Below are 25,578 nucleotides of genomic sequence, written 5' to 3' on the forward strand. Positions count from 1 at the left end.
GTTGAATGAGCACATAGCCTATGCTATATTATTAGTGAAAGTAATCACAAACTTCAAAACCCTTATTTTGATGTGAAACTTTCTCCCATCCCCCTTTGTCTTTAAATGACATAAGTATAAGTGAAAGAATGACTATTTTTATACATAAAGTCATTCTTTTTTTTGCATTTAAAAAGTCTCCCAAACCTTGGATAGGTAGGGAGCTATTACCTTTTTTCTTTGTATAACCAAAAGGTACCATATTTTGCTGGTATTTTTTCTACAATTTGTTTAATTAATAACTTTTTCATTTCTTTTTCTGTCTTTTCCGATGTCCAATCAAAAACTACGGAGATTTCTTTTGCTGCAACAAATTGATAATGCTTCATAAACTCTTCCAAAGAAGGAGTTGGAGCAAGCTTCGGTTCTTGTCCTAGTAGTTCTGTAAGGACCTTGACATATACTTCATAGGTATATAATCCTGTAACTTTAATTCCCTCTTGTTCCTCCAGCTGATTAAAAAATACGATTGCAGGAAGCTGATCGATTTCCATTTCATGCGTGAGCTTCACATCACATTGAAGTGCTTTTTTAGCCGAATCATCGTGCAAATCATTCTGGAACTCTTCTACGTCTAATTGAGCTTCTTTTGCACATTGTATTAGAATATGCTCTTGTGAAATATCCTTTTTATTAACAAAAAGATGCTCTTGAAGCTTACGCAAAAATACGGTTCCAGACTTTCTCCCTTGTAACTCAGCTGCTTTAATCGCTAAAGAAGGAAGCCATGGGGAGGAAATAGGGTTTTCTAGCCATACATCGCCATCGCAACTCATACCGGTTCTACTTGCGGTTTTTTCCCATATTTCTGCTATGTTTTTCGCTTTATTTAATTTATTTACATTTAAATTTTCTAACTTTCCACTAACAATTGGCCGAATCTTAAAATAATGTCCATATTCAATTTTAAGTTTTTTTAGTATCGGCTCAAGAGACCAGCATTTAGGACATAATGGATCAATAAAAACGTAGATTTCAATTGGTTTTCTCAATAAGTTAAAAAAACCATACTGGGAATCTTGGTTTGGGTTCGTGTTGCTGGTCTGCCCAGTACTTTTTCGTTTCACTCATATTCTCCTTTCTCATCATCTGGTTCCGGAGTATTCATCATATGATTTGCTGTCATGGAAAGTCGTTCAAACATAATGGAAAAGTAAGGTTCTTCAATTTCTGCTTCTTTTAAAGCCTCGTTCATACATGCAAGCCATGCATCTCTTCTTGATGGTGTGATTTCATGCGGAAGATGCCGAAATCTCATACGTGGATGGCCGTGTTCTCTAACATAAAGAGGAGGTCCACCAAAAAATTGGGTTAAAAATTGTTTCTGTTTACGAGCAACTTCTGTTAAGTCTTCAGGAAAAATGGGTGTCAACTTTGGATGCCTTCCTACACGATAATAGAAAGCCTCAACGATTTTTTCAATTGTTTCAAACCCACCAATTGCATCATAGATTGTTCCATATTCTTTATTCATCATCTCATGACCTTTCCTTACATATTTCCATTTATCAAATTGTCTATAAATAAACGTCCATTGAATTGTACAAGTAAGAATTAATTATTATTGTAGCAACGTTGTAATAAAATTGGCAAATAATCTGTTTTAAGGCATGGCTAGAAAAAAGCGCTCGATTTTATTTCTGGTCTCCCTTTTTACGATCTGGTGTTCATTCAATAGCTGATGAAAGACATCTTTACCGTACTGAAATTCGCTCGTCTCCAGTTCCAATTCATAGTCTTCCGTATTGTGATACATGCTATAATCAAGCACGAGCAAACAGTTTTTCCAGTCTGTCTCCAAACGATAGGTCGTTAAAGCTCCTCTAAAGCGAAGCTGCTCGATTGGGACATTTAACCTTTGTAGTTGTATAGCAATGGTATTTGGAATTTTCCAGTTTGCTGACTTCAATGCTTCTTTACATTCTTCCATGCTTATTTCAGCATGGGTTTCCAATAAGCCATCCTCATGAGGTTGTTTTAACGTAACGACATATTTATTGTTTTTTTCTCGTATACGAAGAGCTGATCCTCTTTCTTTTAAATGAAAGTTATCCGTCTCAAAATAATAATTGACTTGTTTTTTGGCACCTTCTCGTTTTAGCTGAAAGGCAGTTAGTAGCTGTTCATATTCTTCTTTTGTTAATAGGTTTTTAAATTCAATCTCGATTTCTTGCATTTTATACGCTCCTCTAAATAAATCGTTACTCTATTATGACCAAAAGGGTACTAGAAATTCAACGACACTTGAGAAATTTCAGAACATTATATGGTACAATATACACGTGTTTATTTCGGAGTAATGGAACAAAGAAGGTGGGATTATGTTGAACTGGAATGCTATTCTAGCCCCATATGCACAAGTAGTTGACGAACTTAAAGTTAAGTTAAGGGGTATGAGGTCGCAATACGAATATGATTCAAGGCAGTCACCGATTGAGTTTGTTACTGGAAGAGTAAAACCGATCCCTAGTATTTTAGAAAAAATGCGTAAGCGAAACATTCCGTTCGATCAAATTGAAAACGAACTTCAGGATATAGCTGGGGTTAGGGTTGTGTGTCAGTTTGTTGACGATATTTATACTGTAGTAAATATGCTGAAGTGTCGCAAGGATTTTGAAATCATAGAAGAGAAAGACTATATTTCTAGAAAAAAAGAGAGTGGTTATCGTTCTTATCATATGATTATTAATTATCCAGTGGAAACAATAAATGGGGAAAAGAAGCTACTAGCGGAAATTCAAATTCGGACATTGGCCATGAATTTCTGGGCTACTAATGAGCATTCCTTAAATTACAAATATGAGGGCCAAATACCTACGAACATTAAAAACAGATTAAAACGTGCAGCAGAGGCTGCCTTTCGATTAGATGAAGAGATGTCAAAAATCAGACATGAAATACATGAGGCCCAGGTTATTTTTAATAATAAACGGGAAAACAACAATAATTCACAGGAAAAGAAAAGCATTTAAATGAAGGGGAAAAAAAGATGAAATTTGCAATTCAATCGAGAGGCGATTCTACATCCAATGAAATATGTACAAAGATAAAAAATTATTTAACCGAATTCAATTTGGAATTAAATGAAGAAACACCGGACCTTGTTATTTCTGTTGGGGGAGATGGCACCTTACTGGAAGCCTTTCATACATATGTTCATCGATTAAAACATACGGCTTTTATTGGGATTCATACCGGGCATTTAGGCTTTTATGCAGATTGGCAACCAAAGGAATTAGAGAAGTTAATTATTGAAATCGCAAGAACGCCATTTCAGGTTGTTGAATATCCGCTGTTAGAAATTAAGATCATTCCAAATGATGGGGAAAAAGAGCACCGATTCTTAGCCTTAAATGAAAGCTCTGTAAAAACGCCAGAAGGATCTGTTGTTTTTGACGTAGAGATAAAGGGTGAGCATTTTGAAACATTTCGTGGGGATGGACTATGTATTTCAACACCTTCTGGAAGTACCGCTTATAATAAAGCATTAGGAGGAGCCATTATTCATCCCTCGCTAGAAGCCATTCAAATTACAGAAATGGCATCCATCAATAATAGAGTGTTCCGTACCGTTGGCTCTCCTTTAATTTTACCAAAGCATCACACTTGTATATTACGACCATTAAATGAGCGAAGCTTTTTAATAACAGTGGACCATATTACAAAAGAATATAAAGATGTAAAAACAATTGAATGTCGTGTTGCTAAGGAAAAAGTAAAATTTGCACGTTTTAGACCTTTCCCATTTTGGAAAAGAGTACATGATTCCTTTATTGATGATAACCAAGCGTAAGAGGAGACCGCTATGAAATGGGAGATTGATCAAGTTCATGATGGATTTCTAATTCGAGACTATTTAATTACAGTTCGTTCTATGTCTAGAAGGATGTTAAAGGCAATTAAAACAGATGGGCTTATTAAATTGAACAATCATCTGGTTACGGTGAGAGAGACGCTTCGTACTGGAGATGTACTAGAGATTTTGTTTCCGGAAGAACAAAAAGGACGTGAGCTTTATCCCAAATCGATTCCATTGCATATCGTTTATGAGGATGAAGATGTCCTTGTCTTAAACAAACAGGCTGGGCTACCTGTAATTCCCTCCCGTTTGTTAAATAAAGAATCCATTGCACATGGCTTGTTGTATTATTACGAGCAACAAGGATTACCCTATACGGTTCATGTCGTTACCCGATTGGATCGGAATACATCTGGATTAATGTTAGTCGCAAAGCATCGTTTCAGTCATTCTTTATTATCGAACTTTCAACGAGAAGGGGAAGTGAAACGAAAGTACACCGCTTTTATCGAAGGAAGGTTAGACCAAAAGGAAGGTACGATAGAAGAGCCGATTGGTCGAAAACCAGAGTCCATTATCGAGCGGATGGTACGTCCTGATGGTAAAGAAGCGATTACGCATTATGGGGTAATTCAAGAATTACAGGATTTTTCTGTCGTGCAGGTTCAGCTGCAAACCGGCAGAACCCATCAGATTCGTGTACATTTCTCCTATCTTGGTCATCCTTTAGTTGGAGATGACTTATATGGTGGGTCTACTCATAAATTGAATCGACAAGCACTACACTGTCACGAATTAGCTTTTTATCATCCGTTTCAGGAAAAGTGGATGACATTTTCTAGTGAGCTTCCACCTGATATGCAAGAGTTGATCTAGAATGGCTTCCGTAAAATGGGAGCCTTTTTGTTTAGGAAATTATCATTCTTAAAGCTGCAGATACATATATTAGTTGGATGGCCACATCTATGACTAAAGCACCTCCGCTTTTGTTTTTAAGCTCGGAACTTTTCTTCAATAAATGGCTGTTTCGATGGAACGGACACAATCCGCTCTTCTGGTAGTCGAAAAGCAGTAAGCATTCCACCAAAAACACAGCCTGTATCAATATTTACTGTCTTATTTCTAAATCTAGGCTTTCGTACAGGTGTATGACCGTAAACAATCCATTTCTCTCCGCTATAATGTAGAGCCCAATCCCTTCTTTCTGGGAAACCATGTTCATCTGTTTTCCCTGTAATGTCTCCATAAAAAACAAAAGTTTCTGTCCTTTTGTCTGTTCGTCCAATCATCTCTTCTTTTATACCTGCATGTGCAACAACCGCATTGACCTCAACTAAAATGTCATACAAAGGTGCCTGTTCATATAGCTCCATAAACCGTTTCCTAACCGTTGCTTTTTCTTGCTTAGGTAATGCTTCATATTCTGCGACTGTTGTTTCTAGTCCGTGTTGGTGTTTCACTGGATTGCCTAAGAAATATCGGTACAACTTATTACAGTGATTGCCGGGTACATAGCGACCTTTTTCATCTTGTACAAGTTTATATACTAAATGGATTGTTTTGATGGAAGCGGGGCCTCTGTCCGTTAAATCTCCGACAAACACTGGAATACGCCCATCTGGATGAAGTGGAATACCATTGTGTACGTGATAGCCAAGCGATAGAAATAGCTCTAGTAATTCATCATAGCAGCCGTGAATATCTCCAATAATGTCATATTTCATACTTATTCCTCCTGGCCGATAGTATGTGATTGTATAAAGTAGACTTGTATGTATATAAAAAGAGTGGTAAAGCATTTGTAGCTTAACCACTCCTAATAGGCTTATTCATCATCAAACATGTATGTTTTTCGACGAGAGTAAACATTTAGAACAATCCCAATTGCCATCATAAAGGCTAACATTGAGCTACCTCCATAGCTAATAAATGGAAGTGGAAGACCTGTAATTGGCATGATTTTTACAGTCATTCCAATATTTTGAATAACCTGATAGGTGATCATACCAACGATTCCAGCACATAAGTAGCTACCAAATGGGTCCTTACAATTAAGCGCAGTTAAGATAATTCGATAAATTAATAAGAAAAATAGTGTTACCACAATACTAGCTCCAATAAAACCGGATTGTTCTGCAATTGCTGCAAAAATCATGTCCGTTTCCAATACAGGAACGTATACTTCCATTTCGGAAAATCCTTTACCAAATAGTTGTCCCGACCCAATCGCGAGCATGGCATTATTAATCTGGTAAGCTGAACCTCCTGTGTTTTGTTGCGGCTCAAAGAATGCCTCCAAACGGACTAAAACGTGTTGGAAAATTGTTTCATTTAACGTATCCTTCACAACATCCGGGAATAGAAGATATAATCCAACAAAAGCTCCAACTGCAGCTACAGTAACCCCGATGATAGTCAAGAGAATTCGCCAACGAATACCAGAGACTAGTATTAGAAAGCTAACAATACATGTTAAGACAATAGCAGAACCTAAGTCAGGTAATCCTGCCGTTAATAACAATGGAGGTAGCGCTACTAGTAATATTTTTCCTAATAGCCATAAATCATCTTTGATCCCTTTTATCTCCCGTTTTTCATTATGAGATGTAATGACATGAGCAACGGTAATTAAAAGGAAAATTTTCATAAATTCTACAGGTTGAATGGTTTGAGTGGTACCAGGAATCTGATACCATCCTCTTGCCCCATATACCACTTTGGAAATCGTCTCCGGTAAAACATATAGACCAATTAAGGATAATACTCCGAAACCATATAAAATCCAGGCAACGGAACGGAAACGGTCATAATCTAAAATCATAACCGCACCAGCAACCGCACCACCAACAATATACCAAAACATTTGTTTCAGATATAAATTTTGGCCAGATACCGAGGCGCTTAAATAAGGTTCAATAAAATGTAAAGTGTAAATACTAATTACAGCGAAAGCAAAAATGATAAAAATTATGATAAAATCGAGTTTCAAACGATTTGCATCTTTCGGCATAATATGGTCCTTTCTAGTTCAAGTAGCGGAAATGTCCCGTATGAAAAAGGATAAAGACATTTCTTCCAATAGCTTACATTTAAAGATAATTCAACAAAAATCGCTAAAATCTTCTTTCTCTTATTGTTGATGATAAATTGATATTCGTCAATTCACATTTGAAATTTTATGATGAAAAATTCGTAAATATTGATTAAGATTGCAAGTGGGATAAAAAATAATATTCAATATTGGAGACGGAATTAAAATTGTCTATCCCTACACGTAAAGAAAAGAAAATTTTCTTTAATAGTATACGTCAATGCTAGCATTTACATGGGCATTTTTTATCGTGGATTTTTCTCAAGATTGGAGGTTCTTTAATGGAAACGTTAGATCAACAAATGCGACAAAAATGGTGGAATGAAATTCAGGATGCGTTATTAAATGAACAAATAGATCAGTTTCGAGCAGAATTTTTGGAGTTGCATCCCTATGACCAGGCCCAAATCTTTTTGGAGCAATCAAAAGAAATTCGTTTATTAATATATACGTACTTATCACCAGATGAAATGGCTGAAGTATTGGAAAACATAGATTATGAAGACATTAATTCTATACTAACCGAAATGGATCCAAGGTTTGCGTCACAAATTTTAGGAGAAATGGCAACAGATGATGCTGTCGATGTATTAAATGCCTTGGACAAAAATGAAGTAGCTAGTTTTCTAACGATTATGGATAAAGAGTCTGCTGAAGAGATAAAAGATTTATTGCATTATGAAGAGAAAACAGCTGGAAGTATTATGACGACCGAGTTCGTAGCAGTTCGAGCCTCCATGGCGATTCGAGAAGCAATGCTGCATTTAAGGAAGGAAGCTCCTGAGGCAGAAACGATTTATTATATATATGTAATAGACGGAGAGAAACATTTAGTAGGTGTTATTTCCTTAAGAGACTTAATCATTGCCGAAGAAGATTGGGTAATCCGTGATGTGATGAGTGATCGTATCGTAGCAGCACAGGCAAGTGAAGATCAGGAAGATGTAGCCCGAATGATGCGCGATTATGATTTATTAGCATTGCCTGTTGTGGACTTTCAGAATCATTTATTAGGAATTATAACCGTTGACGATATTATCGATGTTATGGAAGAGGAAGCAAGCGAGGATTATTCCAAGCTAGCAGGGGTTTCTGACAAGGAAACACCGAATATGAATGCTCTAGAAGCTGCTAAAAAACGTCTACCGTGGCTCTTAATCTTACTGTTTTTAGGGTTATTTACAGCAAGTTTAATTGGACGCTTTGAAGAAACGTTAGATAAAGTTGCGATATTGGCGATTTTTATCCCCTTAATTGCAGGAATGGCCGGTAATACTGGGACCCAAGCATTAGCGGTAGCCGTACGAAGCATCGCAACTGGTGATAGTGAAAAAGACGGGATATCCAAGTTATTACTGAGAGAAGCTGGAACTGGTTTTATTACTGGAACCTGTAGTGGAATCGTTATTACAATCGTCATTTATGTGTGGAAGGGCTCTATATACTTAGGAATTTTAGTTGGAATTTCGATTATGCTTACCTTAATTGTTGCGACATTGGCTGGCGCGTTTATTCCTTTGCTTATGCATAAAATGAAAATAGATCCAGCTGTTGCAAGTGGACCTTTTATTACGACGATTAATGATATTATTTCCATTTTGATTTATTTTGGTATGGCAACCACCTTTATGGATTTCTTAATTAAAACATCTTAAACAGTAGGCACATACCCTGAAAGAAAGCATATAGTGATTGGTAGATAAGAAAAAGCGGAGGTATCTCCATCAACTATATTTATTCATTATGAATTAAGAAATAAATTGTTGGTAGATTCCAAACCAGTTCACATGTAAAGGGGGAGAAGGGTATGTCCAAGAGTAGAAAAGTTTCTAAATCGCCTTTGCTTTACATTCATCAAGCGACCATTTATTCGAACGAGGCACCTATGCAAGAAATTGCTACCTATAAAAAAAAGGTCAAAAAGCATAATAATCCAGGACTCTATGACCATGAAAAACCATTATTCATGGAGGAGGAATCTAGCTCAAGTCCTGAAAGCATTGGAGAACGAAAAGCATTTAAAGAAATGACGATTGAAGAAAAGCTTACGTATTTAAGTAATTTACCAAATCAAATGCTCACGATGAAATGTGAAATAATGACAGAGGATAAAAAATACAGAGGTGTTGTTTTATCCTATGAAAATGATATTGTAACAATGAAGAGCTTGCAACGATCTGGAAGAGTTGAAATACCAGCAAATAAAATTATCGATGTGCGTTTAAAAGGATTTTAATCGTTATGGGAAGAACCGTGGGAACGGTTCTTTTTAAATGGCTTAGGAAAGTATAATTTTTAAAAACCTTGTATAAGTTTACTAATTATAGCCACGTCCAGCTTCTGCGCCTAGCCCCTCGGGACATAAGCCAATCTCCTCTAAGGCAAAGTCGGTGCTTTGCTTATGCCTTTGGGGGCCGATCATCCGCTTCCGCTTTTGTTCTGAAACTGTGCCTTCTCATTGTGAATCCAGCTAAGCATTCTTTTTTTAAACTAATTCCTTTATCTAGGTTATTTAACTAAACATGTAATGTACATACGCATAGACTAGTAACGTGAAATGATTATAGGTAAAGGAGTGGAGTTTCCAAATGTCTGATAAAAAAAGAGAGATCCACGTAAAAGATCTTATTATTAAAGCTGAAAATGTGATTTTTGAACAGCCTAGACATGAACAGCCTAGACGACGTCAGTTTGATCCGTTCTTCGGACCTCGCCGTGTCGAAGGATTGGAGGATGAAGATAGGAAGATGGATGTAGAGGCAGAATCAGATTTTCACGAGGAAAGTAGTTCAAGCTCAAGCTCAGAGCACGATGATAATCGCCGTCGTCCTTTTTCATGGATATAACGAATACATTGGCTGACTTAAAAGCGTACCCGCATTAAGTCAGCCATGTTTTTTAATTTTTTAAGTAAGTTCGATTGACGTACATATCCAGTAAGGAGGGAAAACAATTGTCAAAGTCTCCCGAGCAGCTAAATATTATTCGGTTTACCAAAGCGTTAGAACAATTTCTTCAAAACAATGAAAAATGGTTTCAAAAGCCTGAGGAGAATATAAAAAGCTTCGAGAAAGAAATGGATGAATGGAATGGACAATTTACAGAGCAAATGGCTATTGTCGAAAATTGGATAAAAGAGTTGGAAAAAAGAATGGAATAGAGGACAAATAGTAACATTATTTTTGCAATATTCAAACTAAAATAGAGGTTGACATGCTTAGGAAACGGAAAAATTGGAAAAGCTTTTTTTAAAGAGGGGTGTATGTTAATGGGGTATGTTCTTCCGATTAGACAGTTTGAATACGAAAATTATCATCTTAGAGTGATGAAGCAGAATCCGTCTACCTTTAAAATTGAAGGCCCACTGCCGATTATGTATCATCGAAATCCTGAAGAATTTCCATTTCCTTTAAAGAAAAACGAAACTACTTATATAAACCAGTATGAGTCCAAAAAGGGAAGGGTAGATGTGCAGAAAATTTCCGAATTAACTGGGAAAGGAATTCACTTTAACGAAACGATTTAACAAAAATCTTTGGATAAGGAGCATGACATTGGAGTTTAAACAAATTAATGATCATGGTTATTACTTTGAAGGTGCGGTAAATATCGGTTATGTTCATCATGGGGATGAAGGATTATTAATTGATGCAGGTATTGATAAATCCTCCATAAGAAAAGTGTTGCGTACTTTAGAAGAGCGAGGGTTGCCAATTACTCATCTGTTCATTACGCATGCACACTCGGATCATTATGGTGGAGCACATGTAGTACAAAAGGAGAAAAAGGTACATGTGATTGCGCCGAAATTCGAAAAGGCAATTTTAGAAAATCCGATGCTCGAGCCTTTATATTTATTTGGCGGGAATGACCCACTCCCAGAATTGCGAAATAAATTTTTAGAAGGGAAGCCCATTGTAGTAGAGGAAACTATTGATGAAGGGAAATATTGTTTTAATAGCTTTGAAATGGAATGCTATATTCTGCCTGGACACAGCTATTATCAAGCAGGCTTAGTAATAGATAACATTTTATATGCAGGGGATGCATACTTTAGTGTAGAGCAGTTACAAAAACACAAAATTCCTTTTATTACGGATGCGCATGCCACTATAAAGAGTTTAAAGCGGTTGACACAAATCGATGCTTTAGGTGGGGTTCCGGGTCACGGTATTTTTGAAATTGATTTTCAAGAGACCGTTCAAAAAAATATGGAGTACCACGTAATGTTATTAGAAGAGATGCATTGTTACATTACTTCTAAAAAGACGGTTACTCATGAAGAGCTTGTACATTATTTTTGTTCCCATTTCCAAGTAAATACCACACAGCTCTCACAGTTTTTGCTTTTTCGAACTGCTGTTACAGCGTATGCAATTGGTTTAATAAAAGAAAAGAAGATCACACAAAAGATAGAAAATTATCGCTGGACGTTTTGTTCAAATTAAGTAAAGGAGGAGCGAACTTGCAAAGAGTGAAAAAGGTCAAGTTGAACTCTTTGAGGAATGGATGTAGATCCCACTTGTTCATTGAGTTCACTTTATATAAATGAAGGAGATGGTTTAATATGGAAAAACATATAAACCATCTCCTTCTTTGTATTCTGCTAACATGACTTGTTTATAATCATCAATTTCTTGCTTCTTCAGTTCATTTTGAAGCCATTCCTCTGTTATATTCGCTTCTTTTAAATTATCGTACTCGAGTTCTCCATCTAAAATTAAGGTATAAGGTAGTACAACCCGCTCTGGCTTTGCTTGGACATCCTCCCTAGTAGCATTTTGCAGCATTGATTTTTTTAAGACGGACATAGAACCATCTGTTTCAAAAATCGCATATTCTACGTCACTTACAAAAAAGACATCCTTTGTTCGCAGTAGATGCTGTAGCTGATTTAAATCAAGCTTTGCCTTTTTCATTTCATTTCTTTGAATTTGTCCTTTGTGAATAATTACAGAAGGCTTTCCTTCTAGTAGTTCTCTAGTATTCTTGAATTTCTGTGTAATTAATTCCGTTCCATATAGTAAAATGCCCCATAATAATACGGCAAATACAATATCTATAACCCCGGCTTGGTCATCAAAGAGGGCATTTCCTACAAGTTCACCTAATACAAGTGCGGCGATAAAGTCAAATGCTGTAATTTGTGTAATCTGGGATTTACCAAGTACTTTTGTTAAAGCAAATAGAGAAATAAATCCAACTATTGTTTCGATGAACATGCTGAAATAGTGCATTTATGTACCTACCTTTTTCTTGAACTCTTTTACTTATTCTACCGAATTTTGAATTTCCAATACCTGATTTGTAGAAAAAAGCACAAATAAAAAACGAAGGCATAAGCCCTCGCTTTATAAGTATTATTCCAATGTTTTAATCATGGTCACGTGTGGAATTCCAGCATCCATAAATTCTTCCGAAACAACCTCATACCCAAGTGACTCATAGAAACCAATTGCGTGTGTTTGGGCATTTAATTTTGCTTTTGGATAACCACGGACGGTTATTTGCTTTTCCATTGCAGCTATGATTTGTTTTCCATATGATTTTCCACGAGCTTCTCTACGTACACAAATGCGCTCCAATTTGCCGTATGAATCTACAAAACGCAATCGACTCGCGCAAATTGGTTCATCTTCTTCATAACCCACGAAGTGAATCGCTTTTGCATCGTATTCATCCATTTCCAGCTCTACCGGGACATTTTGTTCCACAATAAATACTTCTTTGCGTACCATATAGGCATCCTGTAACTCCTGGTCAGATGCAACGATTTTAACTTCCATTAGCATTCCTTTCCGAATTTAAATGTTTCATGGACAACCCATGTACCATTTTCTAATTGGAAAAGTAATTGGAATCGATCAACTGTTTCTTCGATATCAAAGCTATCTAATTTTAGACTTCCATAGACATCGGAATGCTCAGCGGTTGATAAATCTTGACCAATCGTTATGTGAGGAACAAATGCATAGCTTCGTTCATGATGAAATGCACCAGTATATAACTTCTCGTTTAAATCCATTAGTTCTTCAACTGGCTCTACTTTTAGAAAAATCGTATTCGTAACAGGGTAAAAGGAGCTTACCTTTTTGATTTTTAGCGGAAAAGCTTTTGTTTCGCTTGCTAGCTTGTGAAGATTTTCAACTAAATGATCTAAGTCTTTCTCTTCCAAATCAAAACGCTCTTTTAAAGTGATATGAGGTGGAATTAGTGCATATGCAGGATCATAACGTTTCCGATAGGAGTTCGCTAAGTCTTGTACTTCCTTTGAAGGAAAAATTGCAATTCCATATTTCATCTAAAAAACCTCCTTTTCCATAAATACTTTTTATTGTTTAAAAAAAATAAATTTTTTCTGTTTACCTCGATGTGGTTGCAGAAAGTGTGTTCCATCTATCCCACTTCTCCTGTTAACCGTCCGTAAAATACGCACTTTAAGTTGGAAGAGGATAATAAGATGTTAAAGATGGAGTGAACGAATGCTGACTACAATTGAACTTAAGTATCACATCCTATTATAGCAAAAAATAAACAAAAATTAAAAAGGTGTTTGGAAATTACGAAAAATTCCACCATTTTAGCTATTAATTGAATATAGTTTTTAATGCATTTGGCAAATCCTTTTGCCATTGCTTCCATGTATGCTCTCCATCAAGCTCATGGTATATATAATCAGTATTTTTCTCCAATAGTAATTTATGTAGCTTTCGATTTGGCTCTAAGAAATCCACTACCTCACCACTAGTCGTATGGACAGCTGTTTCGTTCGTACCAATTGTGTGGTAAAGCGTTAACATCGATGTATCCTCTGCTCGTTCTACCATACTCAAAACGTTTTCCTCGACAAGGGGGGACTGCATAATAACTTTTCCAAATGTATTGGGGTAAGTCAACGCAGTCATTAAGGAAACCGTACCACCAAGAGAATCGCCCATTAATACCCTTGTTGCTCCTAGATAGTAGCTTGGCAGAAAATCATCTAATAATGGCACAACCTCAAAACGTAAAAATTTCATATAGGCTTCATTTTTTTCACCTTTTGGGTGATATTTTTTTAACCGATCGTATTTATCTTTGTAATGAATTCCTACGAAAACAGTATCTTCAATCTCGGCTTCTTCATGCAGTTGATCACTTACAGTTGCAACCCTACCTAATTGAAAATAGTCATTTCCATCCTGCATAATGCAAATATGATATTTATACAACGTGGAAAAGTTTTTAGGTTGGTATATTTTAATGGAATACGTTTCATGTAAATATTTACTATTTATTTCTTTTTCAATCATTGTTCCTTGTCTACGCAACTTTTTCACCTCATTTTATAGAATAGGCGGAATGCCCTTCATCTTTTTCTATACATATACGATTAGTACCATTGTTCAAGAAATAATTCAATACATTACAATACCTTCACATTTTAAAAATAGCGTAAAGGTTTCATAGGAGCGTTTCTATTTCATATGTGCATATGGTATAATTAGGTAACTGCTAGCGAATTATCGGAAGGGGATAACATATGACAAATGTAAAACAAGTTCGAAGTCAGGAAGTGGAACAAGCTGCAAGGGAAGCGCTTACAAGTAGAGGGGTTCTAATCGATGATATTGCAGCAATTGTCTTTGAAATGCAGTACCCTTATAATGATCAACTAAAGCTTGAAGATTGTGTAACAAGTGTAGATCGTGTCTTGGAAAAAAGGGAGATACAGCATGCTATATTAGTTGGAATTGAGCTTGATAGATTAGCAGAAAGAAAAATGCTTTCTGAGCCCTTGCAAACCTTAGTGGAAACGGATGAAGGGTTGTTTGGGGTTGATGAAACCATTGCTCTTGGTGCTGCTTTAGGTTACGGAAGTATAGCCGTGACCACATATGGACACTTGGATAAACACAAAATTGGCGTAATAAAAAAACTAGATACCAAAAGAAGTGAGCATGTACATACGTTTTTAGATGATATTGTTGCTAGTATAGCAGCAACTGCCTCCAGTAGACTTGCGCATCGATTGCGAGACGCGCAAGACAGAATATCAAGAGATGAACAAGTAAGAAGAGATGAAGAAGATCGATTAAGTTAACGAGAAGAGGGGGAGATTCATTTTGAGAAAATTGGTTCTTATAAAACATGCAATGCCAGTTCTTAGTGATGAGGTACCATCAAATCAATGGAAATTATCCGAAAAAGGAAAAGAAAAGGCAAAGGTTTTAGCAGATTATTTACAGAATTATGAGACAGATACAATTTACTCCAGCACAGAGCCGAAAGCAATCGAAACGGCGAGCATTGCAGCGGAAGTTTTAGAGAAAAAGGTTACAGTAAAAGATGACCTGCATGAACATCTAAGAACTTCAAAGAGAAAAATTTACCCCCAACAGGAATTTCAGGAAATTATTCGAAACTTTTTCCATTATGAAGATATGCTCATATTTGGTGAGGAGACTGCAAATATTGCCAAAAAGCGTTTTGTAAATGGAGTAAAGCATGTCCTTGATAATGCCCAGCCGGATGAAGATGTTGTAATAGTTACACACGGAACGGTCATGACGTTATTTATATCGGAATTTAATGAAATTAATAAATTTGATATGTGGAGCTCTTTTGGTTTGCCATCCATCGTAGAGCTTTCCAGAGAGGACTTTTCGCTTTAAAATAAAATGGATCGCCTTTAAAAAAAGTTGCCTAGGTTGCCTTAGGTGACTTTTTTATGTAATGAAAGATTTTAATCTCTATTTTGCGACTCCTAAATTTGGTTAATTTTAAACAAATTAGCAATAATAAACAAGAGTAGTTTTTTAGGAGGTTAAAATAAATGCGCCTTTTACAAACAACATGCAGTGTATATCTCTTGTTTTTGTTGAGTTTTATGATTGGGATTGGAGCGATTTCCGCCGAAGAAATAGCGAAGGAAAAAGTGGATGAGGATACGTTTGTTTCGGTAAGCTATGATGAATTTAAGGAGAAAAAACCGGAATATGAAATAAAAATGGAAACCCCCATTTTTCGTAATGTGAAGGATACTTTTTTTGAATTGAAATTAAATCATGCATTGAAAAAAGAAGCAACGGACAAAAGAGCAACCTTTATTACAAAGGCAATGGCAGCGGCAAAAGAATTAAAGGACAAAGGTGAAGAAATTCGACCGCATCAGCTATTTGTCGAAGGACAATTAAAAATGAATGGGGAAATGGTTTCCCATTATAGTGAGACGTATTTGTTTCAAGGTGGTGCCCATGGAGTGACGGAAGTACAAACGTTGAACTTCCTAAATGGAAATAAAGTCAAATTGTTAACCTTCCAAGATTTATTCCAAGAAGAAACGGCATATCAGGAATTTATAAACAAAAAAATAAAACAAGAAATTCAGAAACGAATTGACGAAGATATTGCGTATTTTGAGGGGGAAGAAGGATTTCAAACCGTTAAAGACGATCAAACCTTTTATTTTGACGACGGTAATCTAGTTATTTTATTTGATCAATACGAAATTGCTCCAGGCTATGTTGGGATTCCAGCATTCCAAATATCAATGGAAGAACTAAAGGAATATATAAAGCCCAACATTTATGATGCGGTGAAAAATAGTAAATCCTTATCTAATGAGGAACAAATTGGTGAGAAAAAAGAGTAGGCTCTTTCGACTATTTTCATTAATGCAGTTTTATTTAAAAGCGCAAATCATACAATAATGGAGGCAAGACCATAGTTGTCTCCATTTTATTTTTGACTGATTCAAACCTATTTTATAATAAATAGGTAATAAGTGACCATTTTTTAGAAAATTTAACAATATTTTTAGTGAATTATGATAAAATAATGTCTTAGTATACCAATCTAGTAGTCAAATAAAACTACTTTTAGAAGGAAAGGGAGGAATTATTTTGAGTAACGTAGATTCAAGAACTAGTGATGGAGTTTCGCGTTTTCAAGATAGTATTCAACAAGGTAAGCAAAAAATCCAGAATGCTCAAGAGGCAGCAAAGGCAAAGAAAATGATTAGCCAGCTATCGAATCAGAAGGGAAAGCTATTAATTGATTTAGGGCAAGCAGTTTATTTGGAGTATCGAAAAGGGGCTTTCCAGCATAGTGAAGTAGCGAATCGTGCTTCTGGTATTGAAGAAGTGGATATTGCTATTCATGACTACTTAGTACAGTTAAAAGAGTATTCCAATACTCCACAACAGACGCAGACATGTGAATGTGGTACAAAATTATCTGATTCTGACCAGTTTTGTCCTAATTGTGGAACGAAGGTTACGAAGCAAGAAGAAGTGGAACAAGATCTAAAGCAATGTCACAATTGCCAGCATGATATTCCAATGGATGCAAATTTCTGTAGTGCATGTGGAAGTAAAGCCTAGTGCTTTTGTAAAGGGGGAGAACAGACTTGATTTATTGTAATCAATGTGGAACTGCGAATGATGACTCAGCGATTTATTGTACAAATGATGGATATCCATTAAAAACGGTACAAATGAATAATGCAGTTGAAATAAAAGGAAGTCAATTTTGCGGTCAATGTGGTCATAAAAATGCGAATGAATCCATCTACTGTTCTGATTGTGGACATTCGTTAGAAAAGGTTACAGATAAGCCAGCTTCGATGACTGCTTCGGTAACGAAAAAAATTGAAGAGAAAACAAAATCGATTGATTTAAGCAATGTAGGAAATGCGACGAAAAACTTTATTTCTACAGATTTATTTAAAACTGCTATTGCAAGTGCGATTATTGCCATTATCGTCGTCTTTTTAGGTACATTTATATTTAGTAAAGTAGCAGAGAAAAATATTTTTAGTAGTTTTAATGCATTCGGATCAGAATCTCCTATGATGATGTATGAGGAATTTTTGGATGAGGCTGCCTACTATTTAGATATTGATGAAGATGACCTTAATCCATTTAAAACGGTTAACTTACTGATGAATGCAAACTTTGTAGACCAGCAATTTGTATTAAAACAAACTGGAGATTATAGTAATGAAAGTATCAATTTTGATTACAGTTTTGGATTAACATTTCTAATATTATTACCAATTTTAGGACTGTTTTTAGCTGGCTTTTATGTTCGTACAAAAAATAAGAGCTATTCGATTACGGAAAAACTAACCATAGCAGTAGTCATCGGACTGATTTATGGATTATTTTTATCAATTGTTAGCTTTTTTGCAGGCTTTTCATTTGATGTTACAGAAGGTAGTGAACGAATCGCGTTTGATTATGATTTCTCCTTCTTCCAAGCTTTAATTAATGGTTTTGTCCTAGGGTTCTTCTTTAGTTTTGTAGGGGCATATGAGAGAGAAGAAAAATCTGCATTGCCATATGCGAAATATGTGCAAACGAGTACCGCTGCGTTTCTATCTATTTTCATTTTACTAGGAGCGGTAACAGCAATCGTAAGTTTCTTGTTCATCAATGATAGTGTTGAAATGCGCTTCTTAATTAACGATGCGCCATTAATCGGTGTACTTGTATTCCTAGTTCAGTTTAGTTTTTACTTAATCAATATTGCGATTGGGAATGCATTTAAACTAAAAGTTGTAGAGGATTATTCCGGCTTTACTCCAGAGGCGAAATATACACTTTTTGGTCCTTCTGGTACGGATGCTCGTGAAATTTTCTCCTTCTTAGATGGTAAATTAATTTTTCTTTATATATTAGCACTACTTATAGCGGGTACATTTGTATGGATTGGAAAAAAATACATTACTGGAAATATTGTGACATCAACGATTATTTTTAGTGCATTATTTGCTTTCCTATTCACCTTTATTTCTGTAAATTCCAGTATCACGCTAAATGGAATGGTAGAATATGGGGATCGTATGGAAGTGTTGTTTGGGTTTACGGTAATGCGTACCTTTATTGCTAGCTTCTTGTTTAGTGGTGTATTTAGCTTTATTGGAGCTAAATTTTTAGGAAAAAGATAATATATTAAAAAGAAAACTTCGGTACCTTTTTTAGGACCGAAGTTTTCTTTTTTACATCTGTTTTATTCATGCTACACAGCGATACAATTCTTATTTATACGTAATAGCCTGTTTTCCAATTTGTTCCCAGCCTGCAATAAAACTCTCTTTGGAAGCTCTTGAGTTTTTACCTGCTGCTAAAGGATCATTAAAATAAATATAATTTTCATCGTAGCCAGTGACTAATACAGAATGTTCTTTGTATGTGATTTGTATTTCTCCAGAAGGTGTATTCCATGTTCGCCAATAGGATTGTGGTAAAGATGCGAATGTGCTCGTTACAATTACCCAAACTGGCTTTCCTTGATCTAATTGATCCAATACCGCATCAAAGTTGTTTCCTGTCAAATCTACAATTCTACCAGGTAAATACTTCTCTCCAAGTTCGGCAATTGGTCCATGATAAACTCCTAGTCCAGGTGTTTCGAAGCTATACATATCTCCTACGAATCCATCATACGGGTTTCCGAAAAATACTTGCCCATTTTTCTTCTGATATGGAGTTGGATCTCTTCGAATTTCATTTGCTAATGTCATTTTATCGACATGGACATCAGCATGGCCTAGTAGCATGGATAAAGAAGTTACCTCACAGCCTCTTGGAAGTTCTGGCATTTGTTGAGAATGAGGGGCATCAATTAGAACCATTTGCAGGTTTGGATTATAGTTGTCTACAATGGCACTAGAAACCCAACCTGATTGATCAGAGAAGGTTACATGATACCAAGTAGCTCCATCAACTACTGCTTTTTCGGTTGCTACTACCTTTGTGTAGGCGTTTAGTGTAGTGAGAACAGAATAATTTGTTCCCGGTCCTTTTCGAACATTTCCAACCTGTGCAGAAATCTCAAGGTCTTTGTTAAATGATTCTGTTTTAAATGCAGGATCATTTTTTACTTCCGTTTGATTTTTCACTTGAACGGAATCTGTTTGTTCATAAGCCTCAACGATGTTAGCCGAAATCCAGCCTTTTTCATTTTCAATTGATACGTGGTACCAAGTAGTACCATCCACAGTTGCTTTTTCAAAGACTTCTAGTGTTGTATTCTTTTTTACTGTTTTAATAGCTTCATAACTTGTATGGGGACCTTTACGAATATTTGCTTCTTTGGCTGCTATTTGTACGGCTTCTTTAAAGGGTTCTGGTGTGAAGTTTAGAAGTTCCATTTTTTCCTTGCTTTGACCTGTTGAGCCAGAGGGGTTATACTTTAACATTGTTAATTCCTCCTCTTCAGCCATTTCCACCACAATCTTATCTTCAGAAGGAGGTTCTGTTAGTGGTGTTGCTATTACCTTCTCTTCTTTCATGTTATGCACATTGTCTTTCTTTTCATTCATACTTTCTTTACTTTCCATCGTTCCACAACCAACAAGTAGAGAAATCGATAATAGCGTTGTTGGTAATGCTACTTTATTCATCAAATCGCTCCAATTTCATTTATTACATTAAAATAATATGTATTTGCATATAACTCTATCAATATCTGGAATATAATGCAAGTATGATAGTTTTATTTAATAGGTATAATGATTCATATATTTTCAATAATTTTATAGAATTAAAGGTATTAAGAACTAGAAAAGGGTATCCTTATTTAATAGTGGATACCCGAATTAGGCTCAAAGAAGCGATTTTCAATATCATTTTACTTATGAAAATAAACCAAAAAATCCCATTCTATTATAGTAAGAAAGTGCATAATCAAAAAAATACTATATCCCTTCATCAGAACGAGTACTCTATTTGGAGGGGAAAGGGTAAAGGTGTGGAGGCGAAGCATAAGCACACAGGGTCCATTCCAAAAATTAGAGCCTTCTGATGAAAGGATATAGTATAGATTATTACAGTTTTTAAAAAGTGGCTGGGACAATTCCATATATTTGTGAAAAAAAGGCTTTGGCGTATGTTGATCAAGCAGCAATAAATTAAAAAAGTGGGTGCTAGCTTACGGAAATACAGTATGCTTTTGGCAAGGAGTCCTCATCTGCATTCAATACGAATTTGTATTTCAAATCGACACTAATTAAGAACCACATCTTTTTACATAAACTGTAAATAAATACAACCAAATTCAGGTCATAATTTTCCAATGTCTATCCAAAAATAACAATGACACTAAAAGAAGGATAGGGATGACGTACATTGAGAAAAGCGATTGTGAAATTATGGTTATTAGTAGACCCACTATACTATTGGTTAACAAGATTAACTTATATCGGCCGTTATCGGAAGCATCCAAGTAATATTTTTCGTGTTCGACTCACGAGGTATAAAGGGAAAGAGGTTATGTTAGAAGATGGTACTTTAATTAAAAAGAACGACATTCTCGTTAAAATTCATTTACATAATGTAAGGCTAATAAACGATTTTTTTCATGTGAAAAACGATGTAAAGAAGGCATTTTATATTTACAATGTCGTAAAAGAGTCTCTCCCAGGTTTAGCAACTTACGTTTTAACACATAAACGTTCAGCAGAAATAAAAGGAATCATCGGCATTACTACTTTAAATAAGGGAACGAAAAGGCTCGGATTTGAATCGGTATCAATTCAAAATATCTTTTATAAATGTATAAAAATGACAACATTTTTACCAATACACTTATTGTCATTATCTCATCCTAACTTTCACAATGTCGTAAAGCAGCCAATTCCAAAATATATATTTATGTCCAAAAGCAGATTGATTTCTATGTATGTTAGACCCCCGAAACCGATACGAAATTTACAAAGACGAGAGAGAGATGTATCTTCCTGAAAATATACAAGGCGCTTAGGTTTAAGCGCCTTGTTCCTTTATTTTTATATTTTCTGGAATTGTAATATGGTGAAATGTGATTTCTGGTCTACTTCCCACGCGAATGTTAATACCGGTTTGTCCAAGCCCTTCACTAATGTAAAACGACTTCCCCTGATAGGTTTGCAGCCCTTTTATCATGTTCATTTTAGGCAATTTGCCCATTTTTGCTAAATGATATGCTTTTGGGTATCGAATTTGCCCACCATGAAAATGACCTGAGAGCAAATAATCAAAAGCATAATTATTCATTGCTAATACAGCGTTTGGATCATGCGTTAATACTAACTGGTAGCCATCCTCTACCTCTGCATATGATTTTTCAAATACACTGCGATTTGTGCTATAGTCATCGACTCCAATTATATTTACCTTTTGTCCATTGATTGTTAGCACGTCTGTTTCATTCTGTAATGTTTTACAACCATGTTCGGTTAATGTTTCTTTTAACTTATCGAAGTTTTTCCCCTTCAGAACATAGTCATGATTACCGAAAACTGCATAGGTTCCATGTGTCGGCGTTAGCCTTTGAAATACCTTTAAGTATGGGACTAGCTTTGGAATTGTACGTTTCCGGTCTAAAAAGTCACCTGTCAGTGCGATTAAATCAATCGGTTCTGTTTTTAATTTGTCATATAGTTCATTTGGTGAGATGGAAATATTTTCGAGATGCATATCAGATATTTGTAGGACATTTAATTGAAAGGATTGTTGGTTATAGGAAGTGTTGTTTATATTTATATGATGAATGGCTATATCTTTTGTATTTCGATAGGCACGATATAAGCCATAGCCAATTGGTAATAATAAAGCAGTCCAAATCATTTAGTATAGCCTCCTTCTCCCAAAAATTATACTAGGTTTTAAGAGATTAAGAACTAGTAAATCCATGGAAATGGCTGCTTTACATAAAAGTAACGAAATTTCAAATACTAACAAATGAAATAAGAGTGACCGATACCCTTTACAAAGGATATGATTACATATGAAAAAGGTATTATTTTTACCTTTTTTACAAATCCCTTCCGGACATCATCAAGTTGCCGATGCGTTGATAGATGGAATAAAAAGATTAGATTCCAGCATAGTGACGGAAAAAGTAGATCTACTTCATTATGGATATGGAAAAATTGAACGGCTCGTTTCTGGAGTATACATAAAATGGATTACGTATTTACCACAAGTGTATAGTTGGATTTATCACAAATCTGTTTGTAAGGATCTCGAGGAAGAAAAACGTTTCCGTCATTATGAATTACTATTTTTATCTGTTATGCAAGATCTGATAAACGAGAAAAAACCAGATGTGATTGTGTGTACCCACGCTCTTCCATCCTATATGCTAAGTCAATTGAAGGAGCGTGGAATCATTTCCATTCCTATAATAAATGCGTATACCGATTTTTTTATTAATCATCTCTGGGGAATGAAAGGAATCGACTATCATTTTGCGCCCTCCATCTTAATGAAGCAATTTTTACTAGATAAAGGAGTAGAGCAGTCCAAAATTGCCGTAACTGGTATTCCAGTTCATCCAATGATAACGAGAGGTTCTATATCAGAAACAAACGAAAAGCATAATCACTTGTTAATTACAGGTGGTAGTTTAGGGGTTGGGTTAATGGAAAAATTAGTAGCAAAACTTCCACAAACGTCAACCCAATATTCCGTGTTATGTGGGAAGAACGAAAAATTATATAAGCAACTTCTTCATTTAAAGAAGGATAACATTCGTGCCATACCATTTATTTCTTCAAGAGAAGAAATGGCTCAGTTGTATTCCGGTTGTGATGGAATTATTACGAAGCCAGGTGGTGTTACGGTTAGTGAAAGCTTGCATCACAGAAAACCAATCTTTGTGTATCACACCTTACCAGGTCAGGAGGAAATGAATTTAGAGCAGCTCGAACATTTAGGCATAGCGATCCACTTAAAATCTTGGCAGGAAACAGATACGATTGAACAAAATTTACGAAACTTTTTTGAATCAGAACAACAGACAAGAAAAATTTATACAAATATCATGCAGTATCATGCCCAAATCGAGCATAATCAGCCAGCGAGAATTATTGCCGAGCTTTAATAGAAATACTTTTTCTTTTGATCACAGAGGAAAAGGTATTTCTTTTTTCGTCTGCATAATTATTCCACTGGAAAGGGAAAGATAAAATGACAACTTGTAGTATAGTAGGGGCTAATTGGTAATGAAGCTAATTATTCGAAAACGTCAAAAGAAAAAAAGGCAGAAAGAAAAACAAGGTACAACCAACACAAGTAATGTACCTGAAAATCTTCAAAATACGTTTGCGCTTACCATAGATGACAATGTAAAGGCTATTAAAGAAACATTAGGAAATAGTTCCGATTTGCTCTCGAGAATCTTTTACATAGGGTCGAAGCAACCAGTGAAGGCTGCGTTGCTTTATATAAATGGATTAGTGGACCGCAATTATGTTCAAGAATCAATAGCAGAAACGTTAATGATTGATTTGCGGTTAACCGAACAAGATGAAACATCTTTTAGGAATGAGAGAGCGTCTCAGCAAGAGAAAGAAACAGATAACAATGTGGAACTACATTTGCTGGAGAGTGATTTATTTACCGTATTAAAAAATAAGTCCTTTGCAAATAGTGAAGTAAAGGAAATCAATACATTCTCGCAATTATACAATCATATGCTTTCTGGAGATGCCATTTTACTATTAAATGGCTATTCAAAAGGTTTTGCGATTGATGCAAAAGGCTATGAAAGCAGAAGCGTTGAAGAGCCCTCCTCTCAGCCAGTAGTGAGGGGACCAAAAGAAGGCTTTTCTGAAAAAATCATGACAAATACGGCTCTTATCAGGAGAAGGATAAAGGATCCGAATTTATGGATTTCGATGCGGAAAATCGGTCGGAAAACAAATACAGATATTGCAATTTGTTACATAAATGGGTTGGTGAACGACGACATCGTACAAGAGGTGAATCGAAGGCTTGACCAGATTGATATTGATGGAATATTGGAGAGTGGGTATATAGAAGAGTTAATTCAGGATGAAACCTATTCGCCTTTTCCTACTATTTTTAACACGGAAAGGCCAGATACCATTTGTGCAGGCTTATTGGAAGGTCGAGTTGCCATTATCGTTGATGGAACGCCTTTTGCTTTATTAGTTCCTGCTTTGTTTGTGCATTTCTTTCAAGCTAGTGAGGACTACTACCAACGCTTTGATATTTCCTCCTTAATTAGGGCATTGCGATATTTGTGTTTTTTTCTCGCTTTGTTAACGCCATCTGTTTACATTGCTTTAACGACGTTTCATCAGGAAATGATCCCGACACAGCTTTTAATTAGCCTTGCTGCACAAAGAGAGGGAGTTCCTTTTCCTGCTTATGTGGAGGCATTAATGATGGAAGTGACGTTTGAAATATTAAGGGAAGCCGGAACGAGAATGCCACGAGCAGTAGGGAACGCAATATCAATCGTAGGTGCACTCGTGTTAGGACAGGCTGCAGTAGAGGCTGGAATTGTTTCGTCCGCAATGGTCATTGTTGTATCCTTAACAGCTATAAGTAGCTTTGTTTCTCCTACTTTCAACATGGGTATTGCCATTCGAATGCTTCGATTTCTTTTTATGACTATTTCGGCAATGTTTGGTTTGGTAGGGATTATTCTCGGACTAATTCTATTGGTCATGCATCTTTCTAGTTTACGCTCCTTTGGTATCCCTTACCTGTCTCCAATGGGACCATTTATCCAGGGTGACCAAAAGGATGCTTTAATAAGAGTACCTCATTGGAGAATGAAGAAAAGACCAATGTTAACAAATAAAAAGAATCCAACCCGAGTAAATACCAATCCACCGAAGCCCTCTAATAACAACACTAAAAATTGATTG

The 25,578-nt window shown here is 35.8% G+C and carries 27 protein-coding genes and 2 pseudogenes; 17 read left to right on the top strand and 12 right to left on the bottom strand.

The genetic code is table 11. The annotated features are described in order from the left end of the window. Positions 1 to 206 precede the first annotated feature (206 nt). The 3 genes from C1A05_RS09870 to C1A05_RS09880 form a co-directional block, all read right to left on the bottom strand. Positions 207 to 1,106, bottom strand: a complete 900-nt coding sequence (locus tag C1A05_RS09870; protein WP_102028056.1) for a ClpXP adapter SpxH family protein — start codon at positions 1,104 to 1,106, stop codon at positions 207 to 209. Then, a complete protein-coding gene (locus C1A05_RS09875) occupies positions 1,103 to 1,516 on the bottom strand; it encodes a globin domain-containing protein (protein ID WP_102028057.1) in 414 nt (137 codons plus the stop codon). Before C1A05_RS09875 ends, C1A05_RS09870 begins: the two co-directional genes overlap by 4 nt. A gap of 126 nt (positions 1,517 to 1,642) precedes the next feature. After that, positions 1,643 to 2,215: a CYTH domain-containing protein gene (locus tag C1A05_RS09880; RefSeq protein WP_102028058.1), complete on the bottom strand. Its 573-nt coding sequence runs from the start codon at positions 2,213 to 2,215 to the stop codon at positions 1,643 to 1,645. A gap of 148 nt (positions 2,216 to 2,363) precedes the next feature. On the opposite strand from C1A05_RS09880, the gene C1A05_RS09885 reads away from it, so the two are divergent. From C1A05_RS09885 to C1A05_RS09895, 3 genes are read left to right on the top strand one after another with little or no spacing between them, the layout of a single operon-like run. Continuing rightward, positions 2,364 to 3,011, top strand: a complete 648-nt coding sequence (locus C1A05_RS09885) for a GTP pyrophosphokinase (protein WP_102028059.1) — start codon at positions 2,364 to 2,366, stop codon at positions 3,009 to 3,011. 17 nt (positions 3,012 to 3,028) lie between these two features. Beyond that, positions 3,029 to 3,832, top strand: a complete 804-nt coding sequence (locus C1A05_RS09890; RefSeq protein WP_102028060.1) for an NAD kinase — start codon at positions 3,029 to 3,031, stop codon at positions 3,830 to 3,832. A 12-nt stretch (positions 3,833 to 3,844) separates the two neighbouring features. After that, positions 3,845 to 4,714: an RluA family pseudouridine synthase gene (locus C1A05_RS09895; protein ID WP_102028061.1), complete on the top strand. Its 870-nt coding sequence runs from the start codon at positions 3,845 to 3,847 to the stop codon at positions 4,712 to 4,714. Between the two features lie 116 nt (positions 4,715 to 4,830). On the opposite strand, the gene prpE is transcribed toward C1A05_RS09895, so the two are convergent. Next, on the bottom strand, positions 4,831 to 5,562 hold the full coding sequence (prpE, locus tag C1A05_RS09900) for a bis(5'-nucleosyl)-tetraphosphatase PrpE (RefSeq protein ID WP_102028062.1): 732 nt from the start codon (positions 5,560 to 5,562) through the stop codon (positions 4,831 to 4,833). Positions 5,563 to 5,663: 101 nt separating this feature from the next. Then, a complete protein-coding gene (locus C1A05_RS09905; protein WP_102028063.1) occupies positions 5,664 to 6,848 on the bottom strand; it encodes an FtsW/RodA/SpoVE family cell cycle protein in 1,185 nt (394 codons plus the stop codon). Positions 6,849 to 7,210: 362 nt separating this feature from the next. Here C1A05_RS09905 and mgtE point away from each other — a divergent pair, with 362 nt between their 5' ends. From mgtE to C1A05_RS09935, 6 genes are all read left to right on the top strand, one after another. Next, positions 7,211 to 8,584, top strand: a complete 1,374-nt coding sequence (mgtE, locus tag C1A05_RS09910) for a magnesium transporter (protein WP_102028064.1) — start codon at positions 7,211 to 7,213, stop codon at positions 8,582 to 8,584. A 152-nt stretch (positions 8,585 to 8,736) separates the two neighbouring features. Next, entirely contained in the window at positions 8,737 to 9,165 is a 429-nt protein-coding gene (locus tag C1A05_RS09915; RefSeq protein ID WP_102028065.1) for a CotO family spore coat protein, read from the top strand. Between the two features lie 352 nt (positions 9,166 to 9,517). Further along, positions 9,518 to 9,775: a hypothetical protein gene (locus C1A05_RS09920; protein WP_102028066.1), complete on the top strand. Its 258-nt coding sequence runs from the start codon at positions 9,518 to 9,520 to the stop codon at positions 9,773 to 9,775. Between the two features lie 107 nt (positions 9,776 to 9,882). Then, positions 9,883 to 10,089: a hypothetical protein gene (locus C1A05_RS09925; protein ID WP_234998466.1), complete on the top strand. Its 207-nt coding sequence runs from the start codon at positions 9,883 to 9,885 to the stop codon at positions 10,087 to 10,089. 108 nt (positions 10,090 to 10,197) lie between these two features. Beyond that, entirely contained in the window at positions 10,198 to 10,455 is a 258-nt protein-coding gene (locus C1A05_RS09930) for a hypothetical protein (RefSeq protein WP_102028067.1), read from the top strand. Positions 10,456 to 10,483: 28 nt separating this feature from the next. Beyond that, positions 10,484 to 11,377 carry an MBL fold metallo-hydrolase gene (locus C1A05_RS09935; protein ID WP_102028068.1) on the top strand — a complete coding sequence of 298 codons (894 nt, stop codon included), beginning with the start codon at positions 10,484 to 10,486 and terminating at the stop codon, positions 11,375 to 11,377. 114 nt (positions 11,378 to 11,491) lie between these two features. On the opposite strand, the gene C1A05_RS09940 is transcribed toward C1A05_RS09935, so the two are convergent. The 4 genes from C1A05_RS09940 to C1A05_RS09955 all read right to left on the bottom strand — a co-directional run bounded on the left by C1A05_RS09940 (position 11,492) and on the right by C1A05_RS09955 (position 14,239). Further along, positions 11,492 to 12,166: a DUF421 domain-containing protein gene (locus tag C1A05_RS09940; protein WP_102028069.1), complete on the bottom strand. Its 675-nt coding sequence runs from the start codon at positions 12,164 to 12,166 to the stop codon at positions 11,492 to 11,494. Positions 12,167 to 12,289: 123 nt separating this feature from the next. Beyond that, entirely contained in the window at positions 12,290 to 12,715 is a 426-nt protein-coding gene (locus tag C1A05_RS09945) for a GNAT family N-acetyltransferase (protein ID WP_102028070.1), read from the bottom strand. Further along, entirely contained in the window at positions 12,715 to 13,230 is a 516-nt protein-coding gene (locus tag C1A05_RS09950) for a YjcG family protein (protein ID WP_102028071.1), read from the bottom strand. Before C1A05_RS09950 ends, C1A05_RS09945 begins: the two co-directional genes overlap by 1 nt. A 286-nt stretch (positions 13,231 to 13,516) precedes the next feature. Further along, entirely contained in the window at positions 13,517 to 14,239 is a 723-nt protein-coding gene (locus C1A05_RS09955) for an alpha/beta hydrolase (protein ID WP_102028072.1), read from the bottom strand. Positions 14,240 to 14,451: 212 nt separating this feature from the next. Here C1A05_RS09955 and C1A05_RS09960 point away from each other — a divergent pair, with 212 nt between their 5' ends. The 5 genes from C1A05_RS09960 to C1A05_RS09980 all read left to right on the top strand — a co-directional run bounded on the left by C1A05_RS09960 (position 14,452) and on the right by C1A05_RS09980 (position 18,861). Beyond that, positions 14,452 to 15,012 carry a phosphatidylglycerophosphatase A family protein gene (locus tag C1A05_RS09960; RefSeq protein ID WP_102028073.1) on the top strand — a complete coding sequence of 187 codons (561 nt, stop codon included), beginning with the start codon at positions 14,452 to 14,454 and terminating at the stop codon, positions 15,010 to 15,012. A 22-nt stretch (positions 15,013 to 15,034) separates the two neighbouring features. Next, positions 15,035 to 15,583 (top strand): histidine phosphatase family protein, encoded by a 549-nt coding sequence (locus tag C1A05_RS09965; RefSeq protein ID WP_102028074.1) that lies wholly within the window; start codon positions 15,035 to 15,037, stop codon positions 15,581 to 15,583. A 161-nt stretch (positions 15,584 to 15,744) separates the two neighbouring features. Beyond that, positions 15,745 to 16,563, top strand: a complete 819-nt coding sequence (locus C1A05_RS09970; protein ID WP_102028075.1) for a DUF3298 and DUF4163 domain-containing protein — start codon at positions 15,745 to 15,747, stop codon at positions 16,561 to 16,563. Positions 16,564 to 16,813: 250 nt separating this feature from the next. Further along, positions 16,814 to 17,293, top strand: a complete 480-nt coding sequence (locus tag C1A05_RS09975; RefSeq protein ID WP_102028076.1) for a zinc ribbon domain-containing protein — start codon at positions 16,814 to 16,816, stop codon at positions 17,291 to 17,293. 26 nt (positions 17,294 to 17,319) lie between these two features. Further along, positions 17,320 to 18,861, top strand: coding sequence for a zinc ribbon domain-containing protein (locus C1A05_RS09980; RefSeq protein WP_102028077.1), 1,542 nt, complete (start codon positions 17,320 to 17,322; stop codon positions 18,859 to 18,861). A gap of 90 nt (positions 18,862 to 18,951) precedes the next feature. Here the strand turns inward: C1A05_RS09980 and C1A05_RS18535 are convergent. Then, a pseudogene (locus C1A05_RS18535) lies at positions 18,952 to 19,545 on the bottom strand (C39 family peptidase); the annotation flags it as partial. Positions 19,546 to 19,590: 45 nt separating this feature from the next. After that, a pseudogene (locus C1A05_RS18540) lies at positions 19,591 to 20,319 on the bottom strand (SH3 domain-containing protein); the annotation flags it as partial. 724 nt (positions 20,320 to 21,043) lie between these two features. On the opposite strand from C1A05_RS18540, the gene C1A05_RS09995 reads away from it, so the two are divergent. Further along, positions 21,044 to 21,658, top strand: coding sequence for a YkoP family protein (locus tag C1A05_RS09995; protein ID WP_102028080.1), 615 nt, complete (start codon positions 21,044 to 21,046; stop codon positions 21,656 to 21,658). Positions 21,659 to 21,679: 21 nt separating this feature from the next. On the opposite strand, the gene C1A05_RS10000 is transcribed toward C1A05_RS09995, so the two are convergent. Then, complete coding sequence (locus C1A05_RS10000; RefSeq protein ID WP_102028081.1) at positions 21,680 to 22,522, bottom strand: metallophosphoesterase; 843 nt, start codon at positions 22,520 to 22,522, stop codon at positions 21,680 to 21,682. 160 nt (positions 22,523 to 22,682) lie between these two features. Between C1A05_RS10000 and C1A05_RS10005 the strand changes: the two genes are divergently transcribed. Together C1A05_RS10005 and C1A05_RS10010 are read left to right on the top strand one after the other, a co-directional pair. Then, a complete protein-coding gene (locus C1A05_RS10005; RefSeq protein WP_102028082.1) occupies positions 22,683 to 23,780 on the top strand; it encodes an MGDG synthase family glycosyltransferase in 1,098 nt (365 codons plus the stop codon). 121 nt (positions 23,781 to 23,901) lie between these two features. After that, positions 23,902 to 25,575 (top strand): spore germination protein, encoded by a 1,674-nt coding sequence (locus C1A05_RS10010; protein WP_102028083.1) that lies wholly within the window; start codon positions 23,902 to 23,904, stop codon positions 25,573 to 25,575. The last annotated feature ends 3 nt before the right edge of the window (positions 25,576 to 25,578 follow it).

This window comes from Salirhabdus sp. Marseille-P4669 (assembly GCF_900240405.1).
Lineage (GTDB): Bacteria > Bacillota > Bacilli > Bacillales > Alkalibacillaceae > OEQK01.